A 20,729-nucleotide genomic window follows, 5' to 3' on the forward strand; every position below is an offset into this window, starting at 1 on the left:
CGCCATGAGGTCAGCGATGGTCCGGCGTCTCGCCGCTGCGGCGGCGCTGGCCGCGCTCGTGACGGTGGCGGGCTGCGGAGCGGGCGGAACCGACGAGGAGACCTCTCCCGAGCCCGTCGAGACCACGTCAGACGAGACCACGACGCCTGACGAGGAGGAGACGACGCCGGACGAGTCCGAGACGACCGAGGACGACGCCGAGACGAACGGCGAGATCTTCCTGGGCAGCGACTCCGATGGGTCCTCGGCGTCGGACATCGAGCTGTCGCGGACGAAGGTGGGGGAGCCGGTCCAAGGGGTGGTGGAGATCAAGGCGCCGGACCAGGGGACACCCGAGCCCCTGCGGGACGAGAAGGGCACGATCGACGACGAGGACGTCGAGATCGTGCAGAGCTGTGCGGGCGAGGTACCGCCGTGCGAGGTGATCTTCCAGTTCACGCCGACGGTGGCGGGGCCGTACGCCGGTGAGCTGACGGTGACGCTGGCCGACGGTACGACCGTCACCGCCGCCATCCACGGCGAGGCGACCGAGGAGGACCCCGCGGTCACGGAGACCCCGGGCACGGAGGATCCGGACACGGAAAGTCCGGACACGGAAAGTCCGGACACGGAGATCCCGGACACGGAAACTGCGGATCCCACCACCTCCGGACCCCTCACGCCCGAGCCGCCGATCCCGCCCGAGGGCGAGACACCGCAGCCGCGGACGACATAGCGCCGGGAGCGCCGCCCTGCCGGGCGGCCCGGATCTCCAGCCAGGCGGTGCCGTCGTCGGGCAGCACCACCACACCGTCCCGGTAGCGCGCGGTGTGGGAGATCAGATAGAAGCGGGCCGGCGCCTTCGCGAGCAGTTGGAAGCCGCGGTACTCGTACCGGTAGGGCCCGCTCCCGCTGCCGTGGTCCTCGAAGTCGATGTCCCGCGCGTGGTGGGTGAGGAGCACCCGGGAGTGGACGACCACGGTCGGCTTGTCGTCGTAACCCCGCTCGGCGTCGTGCCTGGCGTTGCTGCGGCCGACGACCGCCGCGTACTGCGCCATGTCGAAGAACAGGCTCACCGTCAGCATCCCGATGAGCAACGCGCCGACGGCCAGCCACACCCGGTCGCTCTCGGCCGAGCGTGGCGCGCCCCGGAGGTCGGTGCCCTGGTTCAGCCGCAGGTGGACCGCGCAGAGGCCCAGCGTGGCGCCCACGGCCACCAGCAGGGCCGGCAGGAACACCTCCGGCCAGCCGGCCGGGAAAGGGATCGTGAGGTCCGAGAACAGCGCCGGGAAGTTCACGAACACCATGGCCATGCCGACGGCGAGCATCAGGAGGATGGCCGTGCGGCGGTGCACCGCGAGCCGGGGGCCGGCCAGCGCCCGTTCCGCCAGGCCGAAGAAGAGGAACACGATCAGTCCGCCGGTCAGCAGGGCGCACACGGGAAAGAAGATCGCGCTGGTGCTGTTGGCCATGACGTTCTGCACGGACATCCCGAGATCCTCGGGCACCACGCCGAGGGTCGAGTGGTACGCCCTGATGTAGAGGCTGCCGAAGTAGTAGAGCAGGGCCAGGGTGATGGTCCCCGGCGCCGCGATGTACGCCGCCTTCTCCACGAACGCCGCCAGGGGCGAGCGCTCGGGCGTGGGCTCGGAGCGGGCCGGCGGCTGCTGCGGCGCGGACATGACCCTCAGTCTGTCCGCGTGCCGTCAAGGCCGCACGCGGAGCCGCTCCGCCCGGATGACCCCGGTGCGCGCCGCCGCCGGCGAGGACCGATCTCCGAATCGGAGATCGTGGAGCGTACCCCGCCTTGACAGCCCCCGCACCCCCAGGCCCCCCGCCCCCCATTTGTTTTGACCGCAGCGAATGAGGTAGGTACGCTCAGACCTTGTGCCTGGGGTGTGCCCTGGCCCTCGTGCGTGCCTGCAAACCGCATACGGGCCGAGCGCGGCCACCGTAATTCGCGCCCTTTCCGCCTTGCGGCGGGAGTCTGGCGGATTCGACACACCCGACCGCGTGGGTCGGAGACGTTTCAGGTTAGCTGTACCTATCGGCACACAGAAACCGGAGAAGTAGTGCCTACGATCCAGCAGCTGGTCCGCAAGGGCCGGCAGGACAAGGTCGAGAAGAACAAGACGCCCGCACTCGAGGGTTCCCCTCAGCGTCGCGGCGTCTGCACGCGTGTGTTCACGACCACCCCGAAGAAGCCGAACTCGGCCCTGCGTAAGGTCGCGCGTGTGCGTCTGACCAGCGGGATCGAGGTCACCGCTTACATTCCGGGTGAGGGACACAACCTGCAGGAGCACTCCATCGTGCTCGTGCGCGGCGGCCGTGTGAAGGACCTGCCGGGTGTTCGCTACAAGATCATCCGCGGTTCGCTCGACACCCAGGGTGTCAAGAACCGCAAGCAGGCTCGCAGCCGTTACGGCGCCAAGAAGGAGAAGTAAGAATGCCTCGTAAGGGCCCCGCCCCGAAGCGCCCGGTCATCATCGACCCGGTCTACGGTTCTCCTCTGGTGACCTCCCTGATCAACAAGGTGCTGCTGAACGGCAAGCGCTCCACCGCCGAGCGCATCGTCTACGGCGCCATGGAGGGCCTGCGCGAGAAGACCGGCAACGACCCGGTCATCACGCTGAAGCGCGCTCTCGAGAACATCAAGCCGACCCTCGAGGTCAAGTCCCGCCGTGTCGGTGGCGCCACCTACCAGGTGCCGGTCGAGGTCAAGCCCGGCCGCGCCAACACCCTGGCGCTGCGCTGGCTGGTCGGTTACTCCCGCGCCCGTCGCGAGAAGACCATGACCGAGCGTCTCCTCAACGAGCTTCTCGACGCCTCCAACGGTCTCGGTGCGGCCGTGAAGAAGCGCGAGGACACCCACAAGATGGCCGAGTCCAACAAGGCCTTCGCGCACTACCGCTGGTAGTCGCTACCCACATCGAGACCGAGAGAAGACTGAAGCCTTATGGCTACCACTTCACTTGACCTGGCCAAGGTGCGCAACATCGGCATCATGGCCCACATCGACGCGGGCAAGACGACCACCACCGAGCGGATCCTGTTCTACACCGGTGTGTCTTACAAGATCGGTGAGGTCCACGACGGCGCTGCCACCATGGACTGGATGGAGCAGGAGCAGGAGCGTGGCATCACGATCACCTCTGCTGCCACCACCTGTCACTGGCCGCTGGAGAACGTCGACCACACCATCAACATCATCGACACCCCGGGTCACGTCGACTTCACCGTCGAGGTGGAGCGCTCCCTGCGCGTGCTCGACGGTGCCGTGACGGTGTTCGACGGCGTCGCCGGTGTTGAGCCCCAGTCCGAGACGGTGTGGCGTCAGGCGGACCGCTACGGCGTTCCGCGCATCTGCTTCGTCAACAAGCTCGACCGGACCGGTGCCGAGTTCCACCGCTGCGTCGACATGATCAGCGACCGCCTGGGCGCGCAGCCGATCGTCATGCAGCTCCCGATCGGTGCCGAGGCCGACTTCAAGGGCGTCGTGGACCTGGTCCGCATGAAGGCGCTCGTGTGGTCCGCCGAGGCCACCAAGGGCGAGATGTACGACGTCGTCGACATCCCGGACACCCACACCGAGGCTGCCGAGGAGTGGCGCGGCAAGCTGCTCGAGGCCGTCGCGGAGAACGACGAAGAGATCATGGAGCTGTACCTGGAGGGCGAGGAGCCTTCCGAGGAGCAGCTGTACGCCGCGATCCGTCGTATCACCATCGCCTCCGGCAAGGGCACCGGCACCACCGTGACCCCGGTGTTCTGCGGTACCGCGTTCAAGAACAAGGGCGTCCAGCCCCTGCTCGACGCGGTCGTGCGCTACCTGCCCTCCCCCGTTGACATCGAGGCCATCGAGGGCCACGCGGTCAACGACCCGGAGGAGGTCGTCCGCCGCAAGCCGTCCGACGAGGAGCCCCTGTCGGCGCTGGCGTTCAAGATCATGAGCGACCCGCACCTCGGCAAGCTCACCTTCGTCCGGGTCTACTCGGGCCGCCTGGAGTCCGGCACGCAGGTGCTGAACTCCGTCAAGGGCAAGAAGGAGCGCATCGGCAAGATCTACCGCATGCACGCCAACAAGCGTGAGGAGATCGAGTCGGTGGGCGCCGGCGACATCGTCGCCGTCATGGGCCTGAAGCAGACCACCACCGGTGAGACGCTGTCCGACGACAAGAACCCGGTCATCCTGGAGTCCATGGACTTCCCGGCGCCGGTCATCCAGGTCGCCATCGAGCCCAAGTCGAAGGGCGACCAGGAGAAGCTGGGCGTCGCGATCCAGCGCCTCGCCGAGGAGGACCCGTCCTTCCAGGTCCACTCGGACGAGGAGACCGGCCAGACCATCATCGGTGGCATGGGCGAGCTGCACCTCGAGGTGCTGGTCGACCGTATGCGCCGTGAGTTCAAGGTCGAGGCCAACGTCGGCAAGCCGCAGGTGGCGTACCGCGAGACGATCCGCAAGGCCGTCGAGCGCGTCGACTACACCCACAAGAAGCAGACCGGTGGTACCGGTCAGTTCGCGAAGGTGCAGATCGGCATCGAGCCGCTCGAGGGTGGCGACACCTCGTACGAGTTCGTGAACAAGGTGACCGGTGGTCGCATCCCGAAGGAGTACATCCCTTCGGTCGACGCCGGTGCGCAGGAGGCCATGCAGTTCGGCATCCTGGCCGGCTACGAGATGACCGGTGTCCGTGTCATCCTCCACGACGGCGCCTACCACGAGGTCGACTCCTCCGAGCTCGCCTTCAAGATCGCCGGCTCGCAGGCCTTCAAGGAGGCCGCGCGCAAGGCCAGCCCCGTGCTGCTCGAGCCGATGATGGCCGTCGAGGTCACCACGCCCGAGGACTACATGGGCGAGGTCATCGGTGACATCAACTCCCGCCGTGGCCAGATCCAGGCCATGGAGGAGCGGGCTGGTGCCCGCGTCGTGAAGGGCCTCGTGCCCCTGTCGGAGATGTTCGGCTACGTCGGCGACCTCCGCAGCAAGACGTCGGGTCGCGCAAGCTACTCGATGCAGTTCGACTCCTACGCCGAGGTTCCGCGGAACGTCGCCGAGGAGATCATCGCGAAGGCCAAGGGCGAGTAACGCACCGCGTTCACACGCCGTAGGCTTGACTCCGGAGCCTCCAGGGGCAAACGTCCGCAATCGTGAGCGTTTGCCCCGGGTTCCGGGACTTAACAGCAAAGATCACCTGGCGCCGATGAAGTAAGGCGTACCAGAACCACTCCCAGGAGGACCCCAGTGGCGAAGGCGAAGTTCGAGCGGACTAAGCCGCACGTCAACATCGGCACCATCGGTCACATCGACCACGGTAAGACGACCCTCACGGCCGCCATTACCAAGGTGCTGCACGACGCGTACCCGGACCTGAACGAGGCCACCCCGTTCGACAACATCGACAAGGCGCCGGAAGAGCGTCAGCGCGGTATCACCATCTCCATCGCGCACGTCGAGTACCAGACCGAGGCGCGTCACTACGCCCACGTCGACTGCCCGGGTCACGCGGACTACATCAAGAACATGATCACCGGTGCCGCGCAGATGGACGGCGCGATCCTGGTGGTCGCCGCCACCGACGGCCCGATGCCGCAGACCAAGGAGCACGTGCTCCTGGCCCGCCAGGTCGGCGTTCCGTACATCGTCGTCGCCCTGAACAAGGCCGACATGGTGGACGACGAGGAGATCCTGGAGCTCGTCGAGCTCGAGGTCCGTGAGCTCCTCTCCGAGTACGAGTTCCCCGGCGACGACGTTCCGGTCGTCAAGGTCTCCGCGCTCAAGGCCCTCGAGGGCGAGCAGGAGTGGGTGGACTCCGTCCTCAACCTGATGAAGGCCGTCGACGAGTCGATCCCGCAGCCGGAGCGCGACGTCGACAAGCCGTTCCTCATGCCGATCGAGGACGTCTTCACCATCACCGGTCGCGGTACGGTCGTCACCGGCCGTATCGAGCGTGGTGTCCTGAAGGTCAACGAGACCGTCGACATCATCGGCATCAAGACCGAGAAGACCACCACCACGGTCACCGGCATCGAGATGTTCCGCAAGCTGCTCGACGAGGGCCAGGCCGGTGAGAACGTCGGTCTGCTCCTCCGTGGCATCAAGCGCGAGGACGTCGAGCGCGGCCAGGTCATCATCAAGCCGGGCTCGGTCACCCCGCACACCGAGTTCGAGGCGCAGGCCTACATCCTCTCCAAGGACGAGGGTGGCCGCCACACGCCGTTCTTCAACAACTACCGTCCGCAGTTCTACTTCCGCACGACGGACGTGACCGGCGTGGTGACCCTCCCCGAGGGCACCGAGATGGTCATGCCGGGTGACAACACCGAGATGAAGGTGGAGCTCATCCAGCCCGTCGCCATGGAAGAGGGCCTGAAGTTCGCCATCCGTGAGGGTGGCCGCACCGTGGGCGCCGGCCAGGTCACCAAGATCGTCAAGTAAGTTCCGCTTGCTTGCGGTCAGTACCTGACCTAAGGGGAGGCCCGTACGACTCCGGTCGTACGGGCCTCTTCGGCTTTTCCGCACGCTCGAAACTATTCGGCGCGTCCGACCCGTTCCCCGGCGCCGTCGCCTCGCCCACTATTTGTCATGCCGCTGAGCAAATAAGAAGCGGGTGGCGAAGTGGAGGAGTGCCGTATGTCGTCTGCGCACGTCAGCCGGAGGACGGTCCTGGGCGGGACGGTTCTGGGCGCCGGGCTGGCCGCCGTGTCGGGGCCGGCGGCGGGGGCCGCGCCCGGGGCGGAGTCCGGGGCCGGACTCGGGGCCGGGTCCGGGGGAGGGCTGCGGGTGACGGACCCGGGGTCGTACATCTCGTTCACGGGCGGGGTGTTCTCCCTGGTGGGCGCGCCGGTGGTGGTCAGCCGGGAGGATCACCCCGGAGTCGTACGGGTCGCCGGGGACCTGCGGGACGACCTCGCACGGGTGACCGGGGTTCGTCCGGGCACCACGCTCGGCCGCTTCCCGGTGCTGCTCGGCACGATCGGCCGCAGCCCGCTCATCGACGGCCTGATCCGCTCCGGGAAGCTGGACGTCACCGGGGTGCGCGGCGGGTGGGAGACCTCGCTCCAGACGGTCGTGGACCATCCGATGCCGGGTGTGGAGCGGGCGTTCGTCGTCGCGGGCAGCGATCCGCGCGGGACGATCTTCGGGGCGTACGACGTGTCGTACGGCATCGGTGTCTCGCCCTGGCACTGGTGGGACGACGTGCCGCCGGCGCGCCGCGACCAGGTGTGGGTGAAGCCGGGCCGCTTCACCCAGGGCACCCCGGTGGTGAAGTACCGGGGCATCTTCATCAACGACGAGAACCCGGCGCTCGGCACCTGGGCCCCGGCGTACTTCGGGCCGGGCAAGGCGCCCGGTCACCCCGGCGGTTTCACCGCCGACTTCTACGCCAGGGTCTTCGAGGTGCTGCTGCGCCTGAAGGGCAACTACCTCTGGCCGGCGGTCTGGGGCCGGGCCTTCGCGGAGGACGACCCGGAGAACCACCGGCGGGCCGCCGAGTACGGCATTGTCATGGGCACGTCTCACGAGGCGCCGATGATGCGGGGCATCGAGGAGTGGAACCGGCACGCCGGCTCGGGGACCGACCCCTACGGGGGCACGGGCGAATGGTCCTACCGCCGCAACGCCGACGCGATCCGCGCGTACTGGCGCGCCGGCATCCAGCGCATGGTCGACCAGGGCTTCGAGGGCGTCGTGACCCTCGGCATGCGCGGCAACGGCGACACCGGCCTGCCCGACGGCGACGGCGTCGAGCTCATGGAGCAGATCATCGCCGACCAGCGCCGCATCATCGAGGAGGTGACCGGCCGGCCGGCCTCCCAGACGCCCCAGGTCTGGACCCTCTACAAGGAGGTGCAGCGCTACTGGGACCGCGGTCTGCGCGCCCCCGACGACGTCACGGTGGTCCTCACGGACGACAACTGGGGCAACATCCGCAAACACCCGGACGGCCCGCGCCCCGGCGGCTACGGCCTCTACTACCACTTCGACTACGTCGGCGCCGGCCGCAACTACAAGTGGGTCGACACCGCCAACCTCAGGAACGTCTGGGAGCAGCTCCACCAGGCGCACGCCCACGGCAACCACGGCCTGTGGGTGGCCAACGTCGGCGACCTGAAGGGCAACGAACTGCCGACGGAGTTCTTCCTGACGTACGCCTGGAACCCGGCCGCGCTGCCCCTGGAGCACCTGGCCGCGTGGGAGGAGCGCTACGCCCGGCAGAACTTCGGCGAGGCGCAGGCCAAGGACATCGCGGCGCTGCTGGCCGCGTACGGCCGGCTCCAGGCCCGCCGCAAGCCCGAGCTGCTCAACCGCAGGATCACCCTCTCCGGCGACCGGGTGGTCTACGACGACCGGCAGACCCCGTTCTACTTCGCGCACCGGGAACTGGAGCGGGTCACCGAGGAGTGGCGCGAGCTGGGCCGCCGCGCCGAACGCGTCGAGCGCAGACTGCCGGAGCGGCTGCGGGACGCGTGGTTCGAACTGGCCGGCTACGAGGTGACGGCGACCGCGAACCTGTACGAGCTGCGGCAGGCGGAGTTCACGAACCTGCTCTACGCCGCGCAGGGCCGGGCGGCCGCGAACGACCGCGCGGCACGGGCGGAAGCGGCCCTCGCCCGGGACTTCGCCCTCGCCGGCCGCTTCGACTCGGCGGTGGCCGGCGGCAAATGGCGGGGCTTCCAGAGCCAGCCGCACATCGATTACGGCGACGTGGAGCGCTACGGGCCCGACGCGGGCTGGCAGCAGCCGGAGAAGGACAACGTCGCCCTGCCCGACGTGCTCTACCCGGCGGTGCGCCGCATCGAGGTGCCCGAGGCGGCAGAGCTGGGCGTGTCGGTGGACGGCGCGGAGGACGCGGGGGAGTGGTGGCCGGGCGGCGCGTCGGGGGAAGCGGTCCTGCCGCCGTTCAGCCCCCACCAGACCCGCCCCCAGCAGTACGTCGAGGTCTTCAACCGGGGCCGTACGCCCTTCCCCTACGAGGTCTCGGTCTCGGCGCCGTGGCTGCGGGTGGACCGCCCACGCGGCCGGGTGGAGCAGCAGGTCCGCCTGGAGGTGGCGGTGGACTGGTCGCGTCTGCGGGCCGACCGGGCGGAGGCGACCCTGACCGTGCGCGGCGCCGGGACGTCGGTGGCGGTGCGCTGCGTGGCGGAACGCCCGTCGGGTGTGAAGGCGCGGGGCTTCGTGGAAGCCGGCGGGTACGTGGCGATCGACGCCGAGCACCACGACCGGGCGGTCGGGCAGTGGCGCCGTATCGACGGCATCGGCCGGACCGGCGCGGGCATGACCCCCTGGCCGCCGACCGCCCCCAGCCAGACCCCCGGCGGCTCCTCACCGCGCCTGGAGTACGAGGTGACGCTGCTGTCCGCGCCCGGCGAGGTGACGGTCTGGGCGTACCTCTCCCCGCGCAACCCGGCCCTCCCCGGGGTCACCGGGCTCCGGTACGGCGTCTCCCTCGACGACGGCCCGATCCGCACCGTCGACATCACGGCGGGCGCGGACGACGGCGCCCTGAACACGGTGTGGGCCCGCAACACATCGGACAACATCAACCGCACGGCCACCCGCCACACCGTGACATCACCCGGCGCCCACCGCCTGAAGTTCTGGATGATCGACCCGACGGTGGTGGTGCAGCGGCTGCTGATCGACACGGGGGGCCTGCCGGAGCTGTACTTGGGGCCGCTGGAGAGCCGGCGGGTGTGACGGGCCGTGCTCGGGCCCTGAGCAGGCGCTACCGCTCGGCCCGCGTGCCTCCGGGTGAGGCCCAGTTCCTGCCCGTGGGTGCGTTGGTCTGAGTACCAGTACTCATTTGCCTCTGCCGCCACATCGATAAGCTCTGTGATCGCGAGCGCACGTTTCGTCATGGCGTACTTCGCAGGATCGTCACGGCCAGGGGGGACAGACGCGGATGGCGTGGGACGAGTGGGAGCGGCTCAAGGCGGGTGCGGCCCCGCGGATGCAGATCGACCACCTGGCCGATCCCGGAGGCAGCGGGTCGGGTCCCGACCTGAAGGCCTCGAAGGGGCCGTGGACGAAGGCGTCGGGCGTGGCGGAGGACCTGCGGACGGCCACGGACTCGGCACTCACCGACCTGAAGACGGCCCATGAGGGCGTCGAGGGCGGCACCGGAGGGTTCGCCAGCACCGCCGCGCTGAACGAGATCCTGCCCACCTGGGAGAAGCGGCTGACCTCGGTGCGCGACGAGTGCGGGCGGCTGCACGGTGCGCTCGCCAGGACGGGACGCGATTTCGGTGAGATCGACCCGGCCGTCGCGGGCGAGGTCGACGGCGTCCGCGTGCCCGATCAGGGCAAGCCCGAGTGGGCTCGGTGAGGTGAGCGATGCCCACCTGGCAGCAGTTGCGTGACGCGAAGTTCACCGCGTACGAGGACGCGGCCGACGGCTGGGGCAAGGTCAGCAACCGCGCCGACGCCGCACGCATCCGGGCCGAGCAGGACATGGCGGCCCCGATCCACACCACGCAGAAGGGCGAGGCGAAGAACGCGGCCCAGCGGGACATGACCCGGCTCGGCCGCAACTACCAGTACCTGCACGGCGAGTGCGGCCTGGTCCGCACCACGCTGAACAGCCTCGTCCTGGAGCTGTCCGAGGCGCAGAAGAAGCTGAAGCAGGCCCTCCAGGACGCGGCGGAGCTGAGGTTCACGGTTCACGAGGACGGCTCGGTCGAGTATCCGCACAGCACGCAGGTTCCGCTCGCCCCGAGTGCGTCGGCCGGCGACGGGGTCGCCAAGCCGGGTTCCCCCGTCCCCTTCCTGCCCGGTGCCGGGGAGGCGCAGGGCGACCCCAACAGGGGCAAGGCCGAGGACATCGCCGAACGTATCCGGCAGGCGGTGACCAGCGCCACCGAGAGCGACAACCGGTACGCCGGGATCCTGCGCCGGCTGAAGGCACCGGAGGGTCTGGAAGTCACCGACGACATGCTCATGGACGAGGCCCGCGACATGGGCGAGGTCCGGAAGGCGGCCGGCAGGTACCTCGGCAAGGACCACATCCCGCACGGCATGTCCCCGGCCGACAACAAGAAGTGGTGGGACGGGCTCACGCAGGAACAGCGCGAGGAGTACCAGACGCTGTTTCCCGCGGAGATCGGTGCACTCGACGGCATACCGAGCGCGGTGCGCGACTCGGCGAACCGAACGGTGCTGGACGAGGCCCAGGCGCAGGTCCAGCACGACCTGGACAAGCTGGGTCCGGAGCCGCCCAAGACGATCGTCACGGGGGCCGGGGTCGTCCGCAATCCGGAGTGGACCGCTTGGGACGCCCTGGGAGGCAGCCGGCTCAAGAGCCAGCTCAAGGGCATGCAGGCCGTCCAGGCCCGTTTCGACCAGACCGGCGTCGACGACCTGCCCCCGGCCTATCTGCTCGGCTTCGACCTCAAGGGCAACGGCCACGTCATCCTGGCCAACGGCAACCCCGACACGGCCGACAACACGGCGGTGTACGTGCCGGGTACGACGTCGAAGCTGGAGGGGGCCCATGGTGACATCGTGCGCATGACAAGGGTGTGGCAAGAAGCCAACGCCATGTCCTCCGGCCGGTCGACCTCCACCATCACGTGGATCGGCTATGACGCGCCGCAGGAGATCCTGACCGACTCCCCGCGACCGAGCTACGCCTATCACGCCGCGCCCACTCTCGATGACTTCATGGACGGACTGCAGACGGCCCAGGGTGGTCCCGATGCAAGCCACACCACGCTCATCGGCCACAGCTACGGGTCGACTGTGATCGGTGTGGCGGCCAAGGAGGACCGGATAGCGGCTGATGACATCGTCGTCGCGGGCAGCCCCGGCATGCTGGTCGGCGACGCGGGCGACCTGGGCGTGGGCAAGAACCATGTGTGGTCCGAAGCCGCCGGCTCCGACCCGGTGCCGTACATCGGCAGGAATTTCCTCGGGGGCTGGAAGTGGGCAGTGGATACGTACCACGGCGTGCCCTACAACGCGGGATACGTCCAGACCATCCCGTCTGACGAGTCATTCGGTGCCCACAGGATGGACGTGGACACCGGTGGCCACAGTGCGTACTGGACAGAGGGATCGACGAGTCTCAAGAACCAGGCGGCAGTGGTCGTCGGCCGCTATGACAAGGTCCAGGAGGACAATTGACCCGCCCTTGTCGTGACCGCCCAAGGACTCACCGGCTGGGCATCGCCGTCGCCGGCGTTGTCATCTCCCTGACTGGAACGGGGTGTTCAAGCACCATGGATCACAACGAAGCCTCCGTGCCGGGCCACGAGACCAGCGGATCCAAGGCCACCACCCTGGATGTGGACACAGCCAAGGCCAGAGCGAAAGCGGTGTCCAGCCAGATCTACGAGCTGATCGACATGCGGACCGCAAAGGTGACCCAGCCGGGGCCCAGGATCGCGACCTGTGACCAGGACCCGGAGCATCTCTTCCAGACCGTGCATCCCTGGTCCGTCTACGGCGTCTCGGAGGACGAGCTGAAGGCCGGTTTCCAGCGTCTCAAGGAAGGCCTCCCCGAAAAGGGCTGGAAGATCGTTCAATACGGGCCGAACAAGAGCAAGGACCGGACGCTCGAGATGACGGCGGACTCTCGGACCGAGCCCTTCTCCGTGAACGTGGAACTCTGGGTGTCCAGCCCGGCAGCCGGCCAGGAGAAGGAACCGAAGATCCTGGTCAACGTCGTCTCGGGCTGCTGGCGGGCGCCCAAGGGGACGGACCTGAACACACAGTACTGACCTGAACACGATGCAGGCGGGATCCGGACCCCGACCCAAGCGCGCCGGGCGATACGCACGAGCGCACATGAGGCGTCGGGGCCTGACACCGCGGGCGGATGATCACAGGACCGTGCCCGGAGCCGGACGGGCCGTTCGAGTTTTGGCCCGTTGGCGTTCCCGGCTCCGTAGCGCCGCCAGGGCGTAGGCCCCCCGGGCGTCCCAATGCCCGGGCGTGTGGCGGTAGGTCTTGCTCAGGCCCTTGTAGTCCAGGACCGTGCCGGCGCCGGCGGTGCGCCAGCGGGTGCGGGCCGGGCCGCCGAAGGTGAAGTCGTCCGGGCTGCCGTCGAAGTAGGCGTACACCGTCGCGCAGAGCACGTAGAGGAACCAGACGGGAGCGGTGACCACGTAGACCAGCCACGCGTACCAGCTGCCCTCCTTGCCCGTGACCTGCCCGGACGGGCCTGCGAGCCGCGCGGTCCAGCGGACCCGGCGGGGCCAGAGCAGGAGCCGGCCGGACCGGCGGGTGATGCGGGCCAGGGGAGTGCCGTCGGCCGTGCGGACGTCGTGGGTGTCGGGAGCGGCGGGGCTGACGGAACAGAGCAGGCGGTCGTCCGGGCCGGTGTGGATCCAGAACGGCACGTGCCGGCCGTGGTCCGCGGGCCCGGACGTACGGAGGGCGTAGATCCGCGCCGACGGGGTGTCGTCGGGGCGGCGGGAGGCCGCCGGCCGGACCGTCGCGACCACCTCGGCGGAGGGGGCAGGTGCGCCGGGGCGGGGCTGGACAGCGGTACCGGGTTGTCCGCCGAGATCAGGAAGGAGTACGGGGTGTCGTCCACGGTGGGAGCGATCCTGGCACAGCCGTCCAGGACGCGGGCGCCCGCCTCCGGCCCCACTCCTCGGCTCCTCCGGTTTGACGTACGTCACTCCCGGGGTAATCTCTTCGGCTCGATTGGCGGAGCCCCTGCCCCATATGGCAGACTGTCGGAGTTGCTCGGTCGAGTGTTGATGCTGCGCGCCTCCCGCCGGGAGGACCGGAAGCGAGTCCCACAGTACTCGTCGCCCTAACTGCCACCACGGCAGCACTGGGGCGGACGTACGGGAATCTTCCGGGAAGCGTGGGCGCGGCACCGGCCAGGCGCCCGGTGGGCCCGAGGTCCCCGGTCCGCGGTTCCGGAAGGGCCGTGCGCATTCCCGCAGGGATGTTCGAACAAGGGGCATCTGTGTCAGCGGGAGCGCGACACGCCCGACCGCGTGGGTCGGAGAAACGACGGCAGCAGAAGGAATCCGCCGGGTTCCAGAGCGTATGAGAGACAGGACTACTGAGTAGCCATGGCGGGACAGAAGATCCGCATCCGGCTCAAGGCCTACGACCACGAGGTCATCGACTCCTCGGCGAAGAAGATCGTCGAGACGGTGACCCGTACCGGTGCGTCGGTCGCGGGCCCGGTGCCGCTGCCCACTGAGAAGAACGTGTACTGCGTCATCAAGTCGCCGCACAAGTACAAGGACTCGCGCGAGCACTTCGAGATGCGCACGCACAAGCGCCTGATCGACATCCTCGACCCGACCCCCAAGACCGTTGACTCTCTGATGCGACTCGACCTCCCGGCCGGTGTCGACATCGAGATCAAGCTCTGAGGCTGGTGGGCTGAGAATGGCTAAGCAGATCAAGGGCATCCTGGGCGAGAAGCTCGGCATGACGCAGGTGTGGGACGAGAACAACCGTGTTGTTCCGGTCACCGTCGTCAAGGCCGGCCCCAACGTCGTCACCCAGGTCCGTACGAACGACGTCGACGGCTACGAGTCGGTCCAGATCGCCTTCGGCGAGATCGACCCGCGCAAGGTGAACAAGCCCCTCAAGGGCCACTTCGCCAAGGCCGACGTCACCCCGCGCCGTCACCTCGTCGAGATCCGCACCGCGGACGCCTCCGAGTACACGCTCGGCCAGGAGATCACCGCTGAGGTGTTCGAGGCCGGCGTGAAGGTCGACGTGACCGGCAAGAGCAAGGGCAAGGGCTTCGCCGGTGTCATGAAGCGCCACAACTTCCGTGGCCTCGGCGCCGGACACGGCACCCAGCGCAAGCACCGCTCCCCCGGTTCCATCGGTGGCTGCGCCACCCCGGGCCGCGTGTTCAAGGGCCTCCGCATGGCGGGTCGCATGGGCAACGAGCGGGTCACCACCCAGAACCTGACCGTCCACGCCGTTGACGCGGAGAAGGGTCTGCTGCTCATCAAGGGCGCGGTTCCCGGTCCGAACGGCGGCCTCGTCCTGGTCCGCACCGCGGCCAAGGGGGCCTGAGGTAACCGATGAGCACTGTTGACATCCTTTCGCCGGCGGGCGAGAAGGCCGGTTCCGTCGAGCTCCCCGCGGAGATCTTCGACGCCAAGGTCAGCGTCCCGCTGATCCACCAGGTCGTCGTCGCGCAGCTGGCTGCCGCCCGTCAGGGCACGCACAAGACCAAGACCCGCGGTGAAGTCCGTGGTGGTGGCAAGAAGCCGTACCGCCAGAAGGGCACCGGTCGCGCCCGTCAGGGTTCGACCCGCGCGCCGCAGTTCGCCGGTGGTGGCGTCGTGCACGGTCCCGTGCCGCGTGACTACTCGCAGCGGACCCCGAAGAAGATGAAGGCCGCCGCCCTGCGCGGTGCCCTCACCGACCGGGCGCGTCACAACCGCATCCACGTCGTCGCCGGCGTGGTCGAGGGTGCGATCTCCACCAAGGCCGCCAAGAGCCTGTTCGGCAAGATCTCGGAGCGCAAGAACCTGCTCCTGGTCGCCGAGCGCTCGGACGAGGCCGCGTGGCTGTCCGCCCGCAACCTGCCCCAGGTCCACATCCTGGAGCCGGGCCAGCTGAACACGTACGACGTTCTCGTCTCGGACGACGTGGTCTTCACCCAGGCCGCTTTCGAGTCCTTCGTGTCTGGCCCCAAGGCCGCTGACACCGAAGGGAGCGAGGTCTGATGGCTATCCGTCACCCCGCCATTGCCTCGAAGGCCGCCAAGGCCGCCAAGGCCGCGCGCGTCGCCAAGGCGCGTCGCCACGCCACCGAGGGCAAGAACACCGTCGAGACCCCGCTGAGCAAGTCCTTCACGGACCCCCGTGACGTGCTGCTCAAGCCGGTCGTCTCCGAGAAGAGCTACGCGCTCCTCGACGAGAACAAGTACACGTTCATCGTCGCCCCGGGCGCCAACAAGACCCAGATCAAGCAGGCCGTCCAGGCGGTCTTCGACGTCAAGGTCACCGGGGTCAACACGATCAACCGCCAGGGCAAGCGCAAGCGCACGAAGACCGGCTTCGGTCAGCGTGCCGGCAGCAAGCGCGCGATCGTGACCCTCGCCGAGGGCGACCGTATCGACATCTTCGGCGGTCCGACCGCCTAAGGGCGGTCCGGATCGTCCGATATCGGACGAGGACTGAGAAATGGGAATCCGCAAGTACAAGCCGACTACGCCGGGCCGTCGTGGCGCCAGCGTTGCCGACTTCGTCGAGGTCACGCGGTCCACGCCGGAGAAGTCGCTGGTCCGTCCCCTGCACAGCAAGGGCGGCCGTAACAACGCCGGTCGTGTGACCGTTCGCCACCAGGGTGGCGGACACAAGCGCGCCTACCGCGTGATCGACTTCCGTCGTCACGACAAGGACGGCGTGCCGGCGAAGGTCGCGCACATCGAGTACGACCCCAACCGCACCGCGCGCATCGCGCTGCTGCACTACGCGGACGGCGAGAAGCGCTACATCCTCGCCCCGCGCAACCTGCAGCAGGGCGACACCGTGGAGAACGGTCCCGGGGCCGACATCAAGCCGGGCAACAACCTGGCCCTCCGCAACATCCCGGTCGGTACCACGATCCACGCGATCGAGCTCCGTCCCGGTGGCGGTGCCAAGTTCGCCCGCTCCGCCGGTGCCTCCGTGCAGCTGCTCGCGAAGGAGGGCGCCTACGCCCACCTGCGCATGCCGTCCGGTGAGATCCGCCTGGTCGACGTCCGCTGCCGCGCCACCGTCGGCGAGGTCGGCAACGCCGAGCAGAGCAACATCAACTGGGGCAAGGCGGGCCGCAAGCGGTGGCTGGGCGTTCGCCCGACCGTCCGTGGTGTGGTCATGAACCCGGTTGACCACCCGCACGGTGGTGGTGAGGGCCGGACCTCCGGTGGTCGCCACCCTGTGTCCCCGTGGGGCAAGAAGGAAGGCCGTACTCGTTCGCCCAAGAAGGCGTCGAACAAGTACATCGTCCGCCGCCGCAAGACGAACAAGAAGCGCTAAGGACGGGTTGAGATGCCTCGTAGCTTGAAGAAGGGGCCCTTCGTCGACGACCACCTGATGAAGAAGGTGGACACGCAGAACGAAGCCGGCACCAAGAACGTCATCAAGACCTGGTCCCGTCGCTCGATGATCGTCCCGGCCATGCTCGGCCACACGATCGCGGTGCACAACGGCAAGACCCACATCCCGGTGTTCGTCACCGAGTCGATGGTCGGCCACAAGCTCGGCGAGTTCTCGCCGACGCGCACCTTCCGGGGCCACGTCAAGGAAGACCGGAAGTCGAAGCGCCGCTAGTAGCGGATCGCATTCAGACACGTAAGTAACTGAAGGGACAACCATGGAAGCCAGGGCCCAGGCGCGGTACATCCGCGTCACGCCCATGAAGGCCCGCCGCGTGGTGGACCTCATCCGTGGCATGGACGCCACGGAGGCCCAGGCCGTCCTGCGATTCGCTCCGCAGGCCGCCTCGGTGCCGGTGGGCAAGGTGCTGGACAGCGCCATCGCCAACGCCGCGCACAACTACGACCACACCGATGTCGACAGCCTCTTCATTTCCGAGGCCTACGTCGACGAGGGCCCGACCCTGAAGCGGTTCCGTCCGCGTGCCCAGGGCCGTGCCTACCGGATCCGCAAGCGGACCAGCCACATCACCGTGGTCGTCAGCAGCAAGGAAGGAACCCGGTAATGGGCCAGAAGGTAAACCCGCACGGGTTCCGGCTCGGTGTCACGACCGACTTCAAGTCGCGTTGGTACGCCGACAAGCTGTACAAGGACTACGTCAAGGAAGACGTCGCCATCCGTCGGATGATGACGTCCGGCATGGAGCGCGCCGGCATCTCGAAGGTGGAGATCGAGCGCACCCGTGACCGTGTCCGTGTGGACATCCACACCGCTCGCCCGGGCATCGTCATCGGCCGCCGCGGCGCCGAGGCCGACCGCATCCGCGGTGACCTGGAGAAGCTGACCGGCAAGCAGGTCCAGCTGAACATCCTCGAGGTCAAGAACCCGGAGACGGACGCTCAGCTGGTGGCCCAGGCCGTCGCCGAGCAGCTCTCCTCCCGCGTCTCCTTCCGTCGGGCCATGCGCAAGAGCATGCAGTCCGCCATGAAGGCCGGCGCCAAGGGCATCAAGATCCAGTGCGGTGGCCGCCTCGGCGGCGCCGAGATGTCCCGCTCGGAGTTCTACCGCGAGGGCCGTGTGCCCCTGCACACGCTCCGTGCGAACGTGGACTACGGCTTCTTCGAGGCCAAGACGACCTTCGGCCGCATCGGTGTGAAGGTCTGGATCTACAAGGGCGACGTCAAGAACATCGCCGAGGTCCGCGCCGAGAATGCTGCGGCCCGTGCGGGTAACCGCCCGGCCCGTGGTGGCGCCGACCGCCCGGCCCGTGGTGGCCGTGGTGGAGAGCGTGGCGGGCGCGGTCGCAAGCCGCAGCAGGCTGCCGGCGCCGAGGCCCCCAAGGCCGAGGCCCCCGCGGCTGCCGCTCCGGCTGAGAGCACCGGAACGGAGGCCTGACCGAAATGCTGATCCCCCGTAGGGTCAAGCACCGCAAGCAGCACCACCCGAAGCGCAACGGTATGTCCAAGGGTGGGACGCAGGTTGCGTTCGGCGAGTACGGCATCCAGGCGCTGACCCCGGCCTACGTCACGAACCGCCAGATCGAGGCGGCCCGTATCGCGATGACCCGTCACATCAAGCGTGGCGGCAAGGTCTGGATCAACATCTACCCGGACCGTCCCCTCACCAAGAAGCCGGCCGAGACCCGCATGGGTTCCGGTAAGGGTTCTCCGGAGTGGTGGATCGCGAACGTCAAGCCCGGACGTGTGATGTTCGAGCTGTCGTACCCCAACGAGAAGATCGCCCGTGAGGCGCTGACCCGTGCGGCCCACAAGCTGCCGATGAAGTGCCGGATCGTCAAGCGCGAGGCAGGTGAAGCGTGATGTCGGCCGGTACCAAGGCGTCCGAGCTGCGCGAGCTGGGCAACGAGGAGCTTCTGGCGAAGCTCCGCGAGGCCAAGGAAGAGCTGTTCAACCTCCGCTTCCAGGCGGCGACGGGTCAGCTCGAAAACCACGGTCGGCTCAAGGCCGTCCGTAAGGACATCGCGCGGATCTACACCCTGATGCGCGAGCGCGAGCTGGGCATCGAAACGGTGGAGAACGCATGAGCGAGAACAACGTGACTGAGCAGAACACCGAGGCCCGAGGCTTCCGCAAGACCCGTGAGGGTCTCGTCGTCAGCGACAAGATGGACAAGACCGTCGTCGTCGCCGTCGAGGACCGTGTGAAGCACGCGCTGTACGGCAAGGTCATCCGCCGTACCAACAAGCTCAAGGCGCACGACGAGCAGAACGCCGCGGGTGTCGGCGACCGCGTCCTCCTCATGGAGACCCGGCCGCTGTCCGCGACGAAGCGCTGGCGCGTCGTCGAGATCCTCGAGAAGGCCAAGTAATTCCTGCGGGGCAAACCCCGCAGGTCAGTTCCGCCAGGCTCCGGGGGCCGCTGAGAGGCGGCCCCCGGGGAACCGGCAGACGATCAGGAGATAGACGTGATCCAGCAGGAGTCGCGACTGCGTGTCGCCGACAACACTGGTGCGAAGGAGATCCTTTGCATCCGTGTGCTCGGTGGCTCCGGTCGCCGCTACGCGGGCATCGGTGACGTCATCGTCGCCACCGTCAAGGACGCGATCCCCGGTGGCAACGTGAAGAAGGGTGACGTCGTCAAGGCGGTCATCGTTCGCACCGTCAAGGAGCGCCGCCGTCCGGACGGCTCGTACATCCGCTTCGACGAGAACGCCGCCGTCATTCTGAAGAACGACGGCGACCCTCGCGGCACCCGCATCTTCGGCCCGGTCGGCCGTGAGCTGCGCGAGAAGAAGTTCATGAAGATCATCTCGCTCGCGCCGGAGGTGCTGTAAGCATGAAGATCAAGAAGGGCGACCTGGTCCAGGTCATCACCGGCAAGGACAAGGGCAAGCAGGGCAAGGTCATTGCCGCTTACCCGCGCGAGGAGCGTGTCCTGGTCGAGGGTGTCAACCGGGTCAAGAAGCACACCAAGGCCGGCCCGACCGCCAGCGGTTCCCAGGCCGGCGGCATCGTGACCACCGAGGCCCCGATCCACGTGTCCAACGTTCAGCTGGTCGTGGAGAAGGACGGTCAGAAGGTCGTCACGCGTGTCGGTTACCGCTTCGACGAAGAGGGCAACAAGATCCGCGTTGCCAAGCGGACGGGTGAGGACATCTGATGGCTACCACCACCACTCCGCGTCTGAAGACGAAGTACCGCGAGGAGATCGCGGGCAAGCTGCGTGACGAGTTCAAGTACGAGAACGTCATGCAGATCCCGGGCCTCGTCAAGATCGTGGTCAACATGGGTGTCGGCGACGCCGCCCGTGACTCGAAGCTGATCGAGGGCGCGATCCGCGACCTGACCACGATCACCGGTCAGAAGCCGGCCGTCACCAAGGCCCGCAAGTCCATCGCGCAGTTCAAGCTGCGTGAGGGCCAGCCGATCGGTGCCCACGTCACGCTCCGTGGCGACCGCATGTGGGAGTTCCTGGACCGCACCCTGTCGCTCGCGCTGCCGCGCATCCGCGACTTCCGCGGCCTGTCCCCCAAGCAGTTCGACGGCCGTGGCAACTACACCTTCGGTCTCACGGAGCAGGTCATGTTCCACGAGATCGACCAGGACAAGATCGACCGCGTCCGGGGTATGGACATCACCGTGGTGACCACGGCGACCAACGACGAAGAGGGCCGTGCCCTTCTCCGTCACCTCGGCTTCCCGTTCAAGGAGGCGTGAG

25 protein-coding genes are annotated in these 20,729 nt (G+C 68.1%); 23 read left to right on the forward strand and 2 right to left on the reverse strand.

Features of this window, described 5'->3' with window-relative positions; translation table 11 throughout:
• The first annotated feature begins 4 nt into the window (after positions 1 to 4).
• On the forward strand, positions 5 to 715 hold the full coding sequence (locus ABZ576_RS18005) for a hypothetical protein (protein WP_360741240.1): 711 nt from the start codon (positions 5 to 7) through the stop codon (positions 713 to 715).
• On the opposite strand, the gene ABZ576_RS18010 is transcribed toward ABZ576_RS18005, so the two are convergent.
• The gene (locus ABZ576_RS18010; protein ID WP_360741242.1) at positions 657 to 1,661 is read right to left on the reverse strand and encodes a hypothetical protein; all 1,005 of its coding nucleotides are present in this window, start codon (positions 1,659 to 1,661) and stop codon (positions 657 to 659) included. The two genes, ABZ576_RS18005 and ABZ576_RS18010, sit on opposite strands and share 59 nt — an antisense overlap.
• A gap of 390 nt (positions 1,662 to 2,051) precedes the next feature.
• Here ABZ576_RS18010 and rpsL point away from each other — a divergent pair, with 390 nt between their 5' ends.
• From rpsL to ABZ576_RS18050, 8 genes are all read left to right on the forward strand, one after another.
• Positions 2,052 to 2,423, forward strand: a complete 372-nt coding sequence (gene rpsL / locus ABZ576_RS18015) for a 30S ribosomal protein S12 (RefSeq protein WP_003948652.1) — start codon at positions 2,052 to 2,054, stop codon at positions 2,421 to 2,423.
• Positions 2,424 to 2,425: 2 nt separating this feature from the next.
• Entirely contained in the window at positions 2,426 to 2,896 is a 471-nt protein-coding gene (gene rpsG / locus ABZ576_RS18020) for a 30S ribosomal protein S7 (RefSeq protein WP_003998848.1), read from the forward strand.
• 39 nt (positions 2,897 to 2,935) lie between these two features.
• A complete protein-coding gene (gene fusA, locus ABZ576_RS18025; protein WP_360741244.1) occupies positions 2,936 to 5,062 on the forward strand; it encodes an elongation factor G in 2,127 nt (708 codons plus the stop codon).
• A gap of 156 nt (positions 5,063 to 5,218) precedes the next feature.
• Positions 5,219 to 6,412 (forward strand): elongation factor Tu, encoded by a 1,194-nt coding sequence (gene tuf / locus ABZ576_RS18030; protein ID WP_014674366.1) that lies wholly within the window; start codon positions 5,219 to 5,221, stop codon positions 6,410 to 6,412.
• A gap of 195 nt (positions 6,413 to 6,607) precedes the next feature.
• Positions 6,608 to 9,676, forward strand: a complete 3,069-nt coding sequence (locus tag ABZ576_RS18035; RefSeq protein ID WP_360741246.1) for a glycosyl hydrolase 115 family protein — start codon at positions 6,608 to 6,610, stop codon at positions 9,674 to 9,676.
• Positions 9,677 to 9,881: 205 nt separating this feature from the next.
• Positions 9,882 to 10,304: a hypothetical protein gene (locus ABZ576_RS18040; protein WP_360741248.1), complete on the forward strand. Its 423-nt coding sequence runs from the start codon at positions 9,882 to 9,884 to the stop codon at positions 10,302 to 10,304.
• An 8-nt stretch (positions 10,305 to 10,312) separates the two neighbouring features.
• Positions 10,313 to 12,100: an alpha/beta hydrolase gene (locus ABZ576_RS18045; protein ID WP_360741250.1), complete on the forward strand. Its 1,788-nt coding sequence runs from the start codon at positions 10,313 to 10,315 to the stop codon at positions 12,098 to 12,100.
• A 95-nt stretch (positions 12,101 to 12,195) separates the two neighbouring features.
• Complete coding sequence (locus ABZ576_RS18050; RefSeq protein WP_360741252.1) at positions 12,196 to 12,696, forward strand: hypothetical protein; 501 nt, start codon at positions 12,196 to 12,198, stop codon at positions 12,694 to 12,696.
• A gap of 102 nt (positions 12,697 to 12,798) precedes the next feature.
• Here ABZ576_RS18050 and ABZ576_RS18055 read toward each other — a convergent pair whose 3' ends face one another.
• A complete protein-coding gene (locus tag ABZ576_RS18055) occupies positions 12,799 to 13,422 on the reverse strand; it encodes a hypothetical protein (protein WP_360741254.1) in 624 nt (207 codons plus the stop codon).
• A 585-nt stretch (positions 13,423 to 14,007) separates the two neighbouring features.
• On the opposite strand from ABZ576_RS18055, the gene rpsJ reads away from it, so the two are divergent.
• From rpsJ to rplE, 14 genes are all read left to right on the forward strand, one after another.
• A complete protein-coding gene (gene rpsJ, locus ABZ576_RS18060) occupies positions 14,008 to 14,316 on the forward strand; it encodes a 30S ribosomal protein S10 (protein WP_003948644.1) in 309 nt (102 codons plus the stop codon).
• Positions 14,317 to 14,332: 16 nt separating this feature from the next.
• The gene (gene rplC / locus ABZ576_RS18065; RefSeq protein ID WP_014674369.1) at positions 14,333 to 14,977 is read left to right on the forward strand and encodes a 50S ribosomal protein L3; all 645 of its coding nucleotides are present in this window, start codon (positions 14,333 to 14,335) and stop codon (positions 14,975 to 14,977) included.
• An 8-nt stretch (positions 14,978 to 14,985) separates the two neighbouring features.
• Complete coding sequence (gene rplD / locus ABZ576_RS18070; RefSeq protein WP_360741256.1) at positions 14,986 to 15,636, forward strand: 50S ribosomal protein L4; 651 nt, start codon at positions 14,986 to 14,988, stop codon at positions 15,634 to 15,636.
• Complete coding sequence (rplW, locus tag ABZ576_RS18075; RefSeq protein WP_360741258.1) at positions 15,636 to 16,055, forward strand: 50S ribosomal protein L23; 420 nt, start codon at positions 15,636 to 15,638, stop codon at positions 16,053 to 16,055. Before rplD ends, rplW begins: the two co-directional genes overlap by 1 nt.
• 40 nt (positions 16,056 to 16,095) lie before the next feature.
• Positions 16,096 to 16,932, forward strand: a complete 837-nt coding sequence (gene rplB / locus ABZ576_RS18080) for a 50S ribosomal protein L2 (RefSeq protein ID WP_030601203.1) — start codon at positions 16,096 to 16,098, stop codon at positions 16,930 to 16,932.
• A 12-nt stretch (positions 16,933 to 16,944) separates the two neighbouring features.
• Positions 16,945 to 17,226, forward strand: a complete 282-nt coding sequence (gene rpsS, locus ABZ576_RS18085; RefSeq protein ID WP_030641188.1) for a 30S ribosomal protein S19 — start codon at positions 16,945 to 16,947, stop codon at positions 17,224 to 17,226.
• Positions 17,227 to 17,269: 43 nt separating this feature from the next.
• Complete coding sequence (gene rplV, locus ABZ576_RS18090) at positions 17,270 to 17,617, forward strand: 50S ribosomal protein L22 (protein WP_006130776.1); 348 nt, start codon at positions 17,270 to 17,272, stop codon at positions 17,615 to 17,617.
• Positions 17,617 to 18,447 carry a 30S ribosomal protein S3 gene (gene rpsC / locus ABZ576_RS18095; RefSeq protein WP_030317320.1) on the forward strand — a complete coding sequence of 277 codons (831 nt, stop codon included), beginning with the start codon at positions 17,617 to 17,619 and terminating at the stop codon, positions 18,445 to 18,447. Before rplV ends, rpsC begins: the two co-directional genes overlap by 1 nt.
• 5 nt (positions 18,448 to 18,452) lie before the next feature.
• The gene (gene rplP, locus ABZ576_RS18100) at positions 18,453 to 18,872 is read left to right on the forward strand and encodes a 50S ribosomal protein L16 (RefSeq protein ID WP_009190136.1); all 420 of its coding nucleotides are present in this window, start codon (positions 18,453 to 18,455) and stop codon (positions 18,870 to 18,872) included.
• The gene (gene rpmC / locus ABZ576_RS18105; RefSeq protein WP_007494763.1) at positions 18,872 to 19,096 is read left to right on the forward strand and encodes a 50S ribosomal protein L29; all 225 of its coding nucleotides are present in this window, start codon (positions 18,872 to 18,874) and stop codon (positions 19,094 to 19,096) included. The genes rplP and rpmC overlap by 1 nt, the downstream gene beginning before the upstream one ends.
• Positions 19,093 to 19,380, forward strand: coding sequence for a 30S ribosomal protein S17 (gene rpsQ / locus ABZ576_RS18110; protein ID WP_020941675.1), 288 nt, complete (start codon positions 19,093 to 19,095; stop codon positions 19,378 to 19,380). The genes rpmC and rpsQ overlap by 4 nt, the downstream gene beginning before the upstream one ends.
• 96 nt (positions 19,381 to 19,476) lie before the next feature.
• Entirely contained in the window at positions 19,477 to 19,845 is a 369-nt protein-coding gene (gene rplN, locus ABZ576_RS18115; protein ID WP_003998823.1) for a 50S ribosomal protein L14, read from the forward strand.
• A gap of 2 nt (positions 19,846 to 19,847) precedes the next feature.
• Entirely contained in the window at positions 19,848 to 20,171 is a 324-nt protein-coding gene (gene rplX, locus ABZ576_RS18120) for a 50S ribosomal protein L24 (protein WP_014674376.1), read from the forward strand.
• On the forward strand, positions 20,171 to 20,728 hold the full coding sequence (gene rplE / locus ABZ576_RS18125) for a 50S ribosomal protein L5 (RefSeq protein WP_360741260.1): 558 nt from the start codon (positions 20,171 to 20,173) through the stop codon (positions 20,726 to 20,728). Before rplX ends, rplE begins: the two co-directional genes overlap by 1 nt.
• Position 20,729: the final 1 nt, after the last annotated feature.

Source organism: Streptomyces sp. NPDC013455, assembly GCF_040632975.1.
Taxonomy (GTDB): domain Bacteria; phylum Actinomycetota; class Actinomycetes; order Streptomycetales; family Streptomycetaceae; genus Streptomyces.

Bases quoted from the DNA above. Each gene is read 5' to 3' on its own strand.
- rpsQ (WP_020941675.1), top strand. From the start codon at position 19,093: ATGAGCGAGAACAACGTGACTGAGCAGAACACCGAGGCCCGAGGCTTC.
- rpsS (WP_030641188.1), top strand. From the start codon at position 16,945: ATGCCTCGTAGCTTGAAGAAGGGGCCCTTCGTCGACGACCACCTGATG.
- ABZ576_RS18045 (WP_360741250.1), top strand. From the start codon at position 10,313: ATGCCCACCTGGCAGCAGTTGCGTGACGCGAAGTTCACCGCGTACGAG.
- rplV (WP_006130776.1), top strand. From the start codon at position 17,270: ATGGAAGCCAGGGCCCAGGCGCGGTACATCCGCGTCACGCCCATGAAG.
- rplW (WP_360741258.1), top strand. From the start codon at position 15,636: ATGGCTATCCGTCACCCCGCCATTGCCTCGAAGGCCGCCAAGGCCGCC.
- rpsG (WP_003998848.1), top strand. From the start codon at position 2,426: ATGCCTCGTAAGGGCCCCGCCCCGAAGCGCCCGGTCATCATCGACCCG.
- fusA (WP_360741244.1), top strand. From the start codon at position 2,936: ATGGCTACCACTTCACTTGACCTGGCCAAGGTGCGCAACATCGGCATC.
- ABZ576_RS18010 (WP_360741242.1), bottom strand. From the start codon at position 1,661: ATGTCCGCGCCGCAGCAGCCGCCGGCCCGCTCCGAGCCCACGCCCGAG.
- rplC (WP_014674369.1), top strand. From the start codon at position 14,333: ATGGCTAAGCAGATCAAGGGCATCCTGGGCGAGAAGCTCGGCATGACG.
- rplD (WP_360741256.1), top strand. From the start codon at position 14,986: ATGAGCACTGTTGACATCCTTTCGCCGGCGGGCGAGAAGGCCGGTTCC.
- ABZ576_RS18005 (WP_360741240.1), top strand. From the start codon at position 5: ATGAGGTCAGCGATGGTCCGGCGTCTCGCCGCTGCGGCGGCGCTGGCC.
- ABZ576_RS18040 (WP_360741248.1), top strand. From the start codon at position 9,882: ATGGCGTGGGACGAGTGGGAGCGGCTCAAGGCGGGTGCGGCCCCGCGG.
- rpsC (WP_030317320.1), top strand. From the start codon at position 17,617: ATGGGCCAGAAGGTAAACCCGCACGGGTTCCGGCTCGGTGTCACGACC.
- ABZ576_RS18035 (WP_360741246.1), top strand. From the start codon at position 6,608: ATGTCGTCTGCGCACGTCAGCCGGAGGACGGTCCTGGGCGGGACGGTT.
- ABZ576_RS18050 (WP_360741252.1), top strand. From the start codon at position 12,196: ATGGATCACAACGAAGCCTCCGTGCCGGGCCACGAGACCAGCGGATCC.
- rplX (WP_014674376.1), top strand. From the start codon at position 19,848: ATGAAGATCAAGAAGGGCGACCTGGTCCAGGTCATCACCGGCAAGGAC.
- rplE (WP_360741260.1), top strand. From the start codon at position 20,171: ATGGCTACCACCACCACTCCGCGTCTGAAGACGAAGTACCGCGAGGAG.
- rplP (WP_009190136.1), top strand. From the start codon at position 18,453: ATGCTGATCCCCCGTAGGGTCAAGCACCGCAAGCAGCACCACCCGAAG.
- rpsJ (WP_003948644.1), top strand. From the start codon at position 14,008: ATGGCGGGACAGAAGATCCGCATCCGGCTCAAGGCCTACGACCACGAG.
- rpmC (WP_007494763.1), top strand. From the start codon at position 18,872: ATGTCGGCCGGTACCAAGGCGTCCGAGCTGCGCGAGCTGGGCAACGAG.
- rplB (WP_030601203.1), top strand. From the start codon at position 16,096: ATGGGAATCCGCAAGTACAAGCCGACTACGCCGGGCCGTCGTGGCGCC.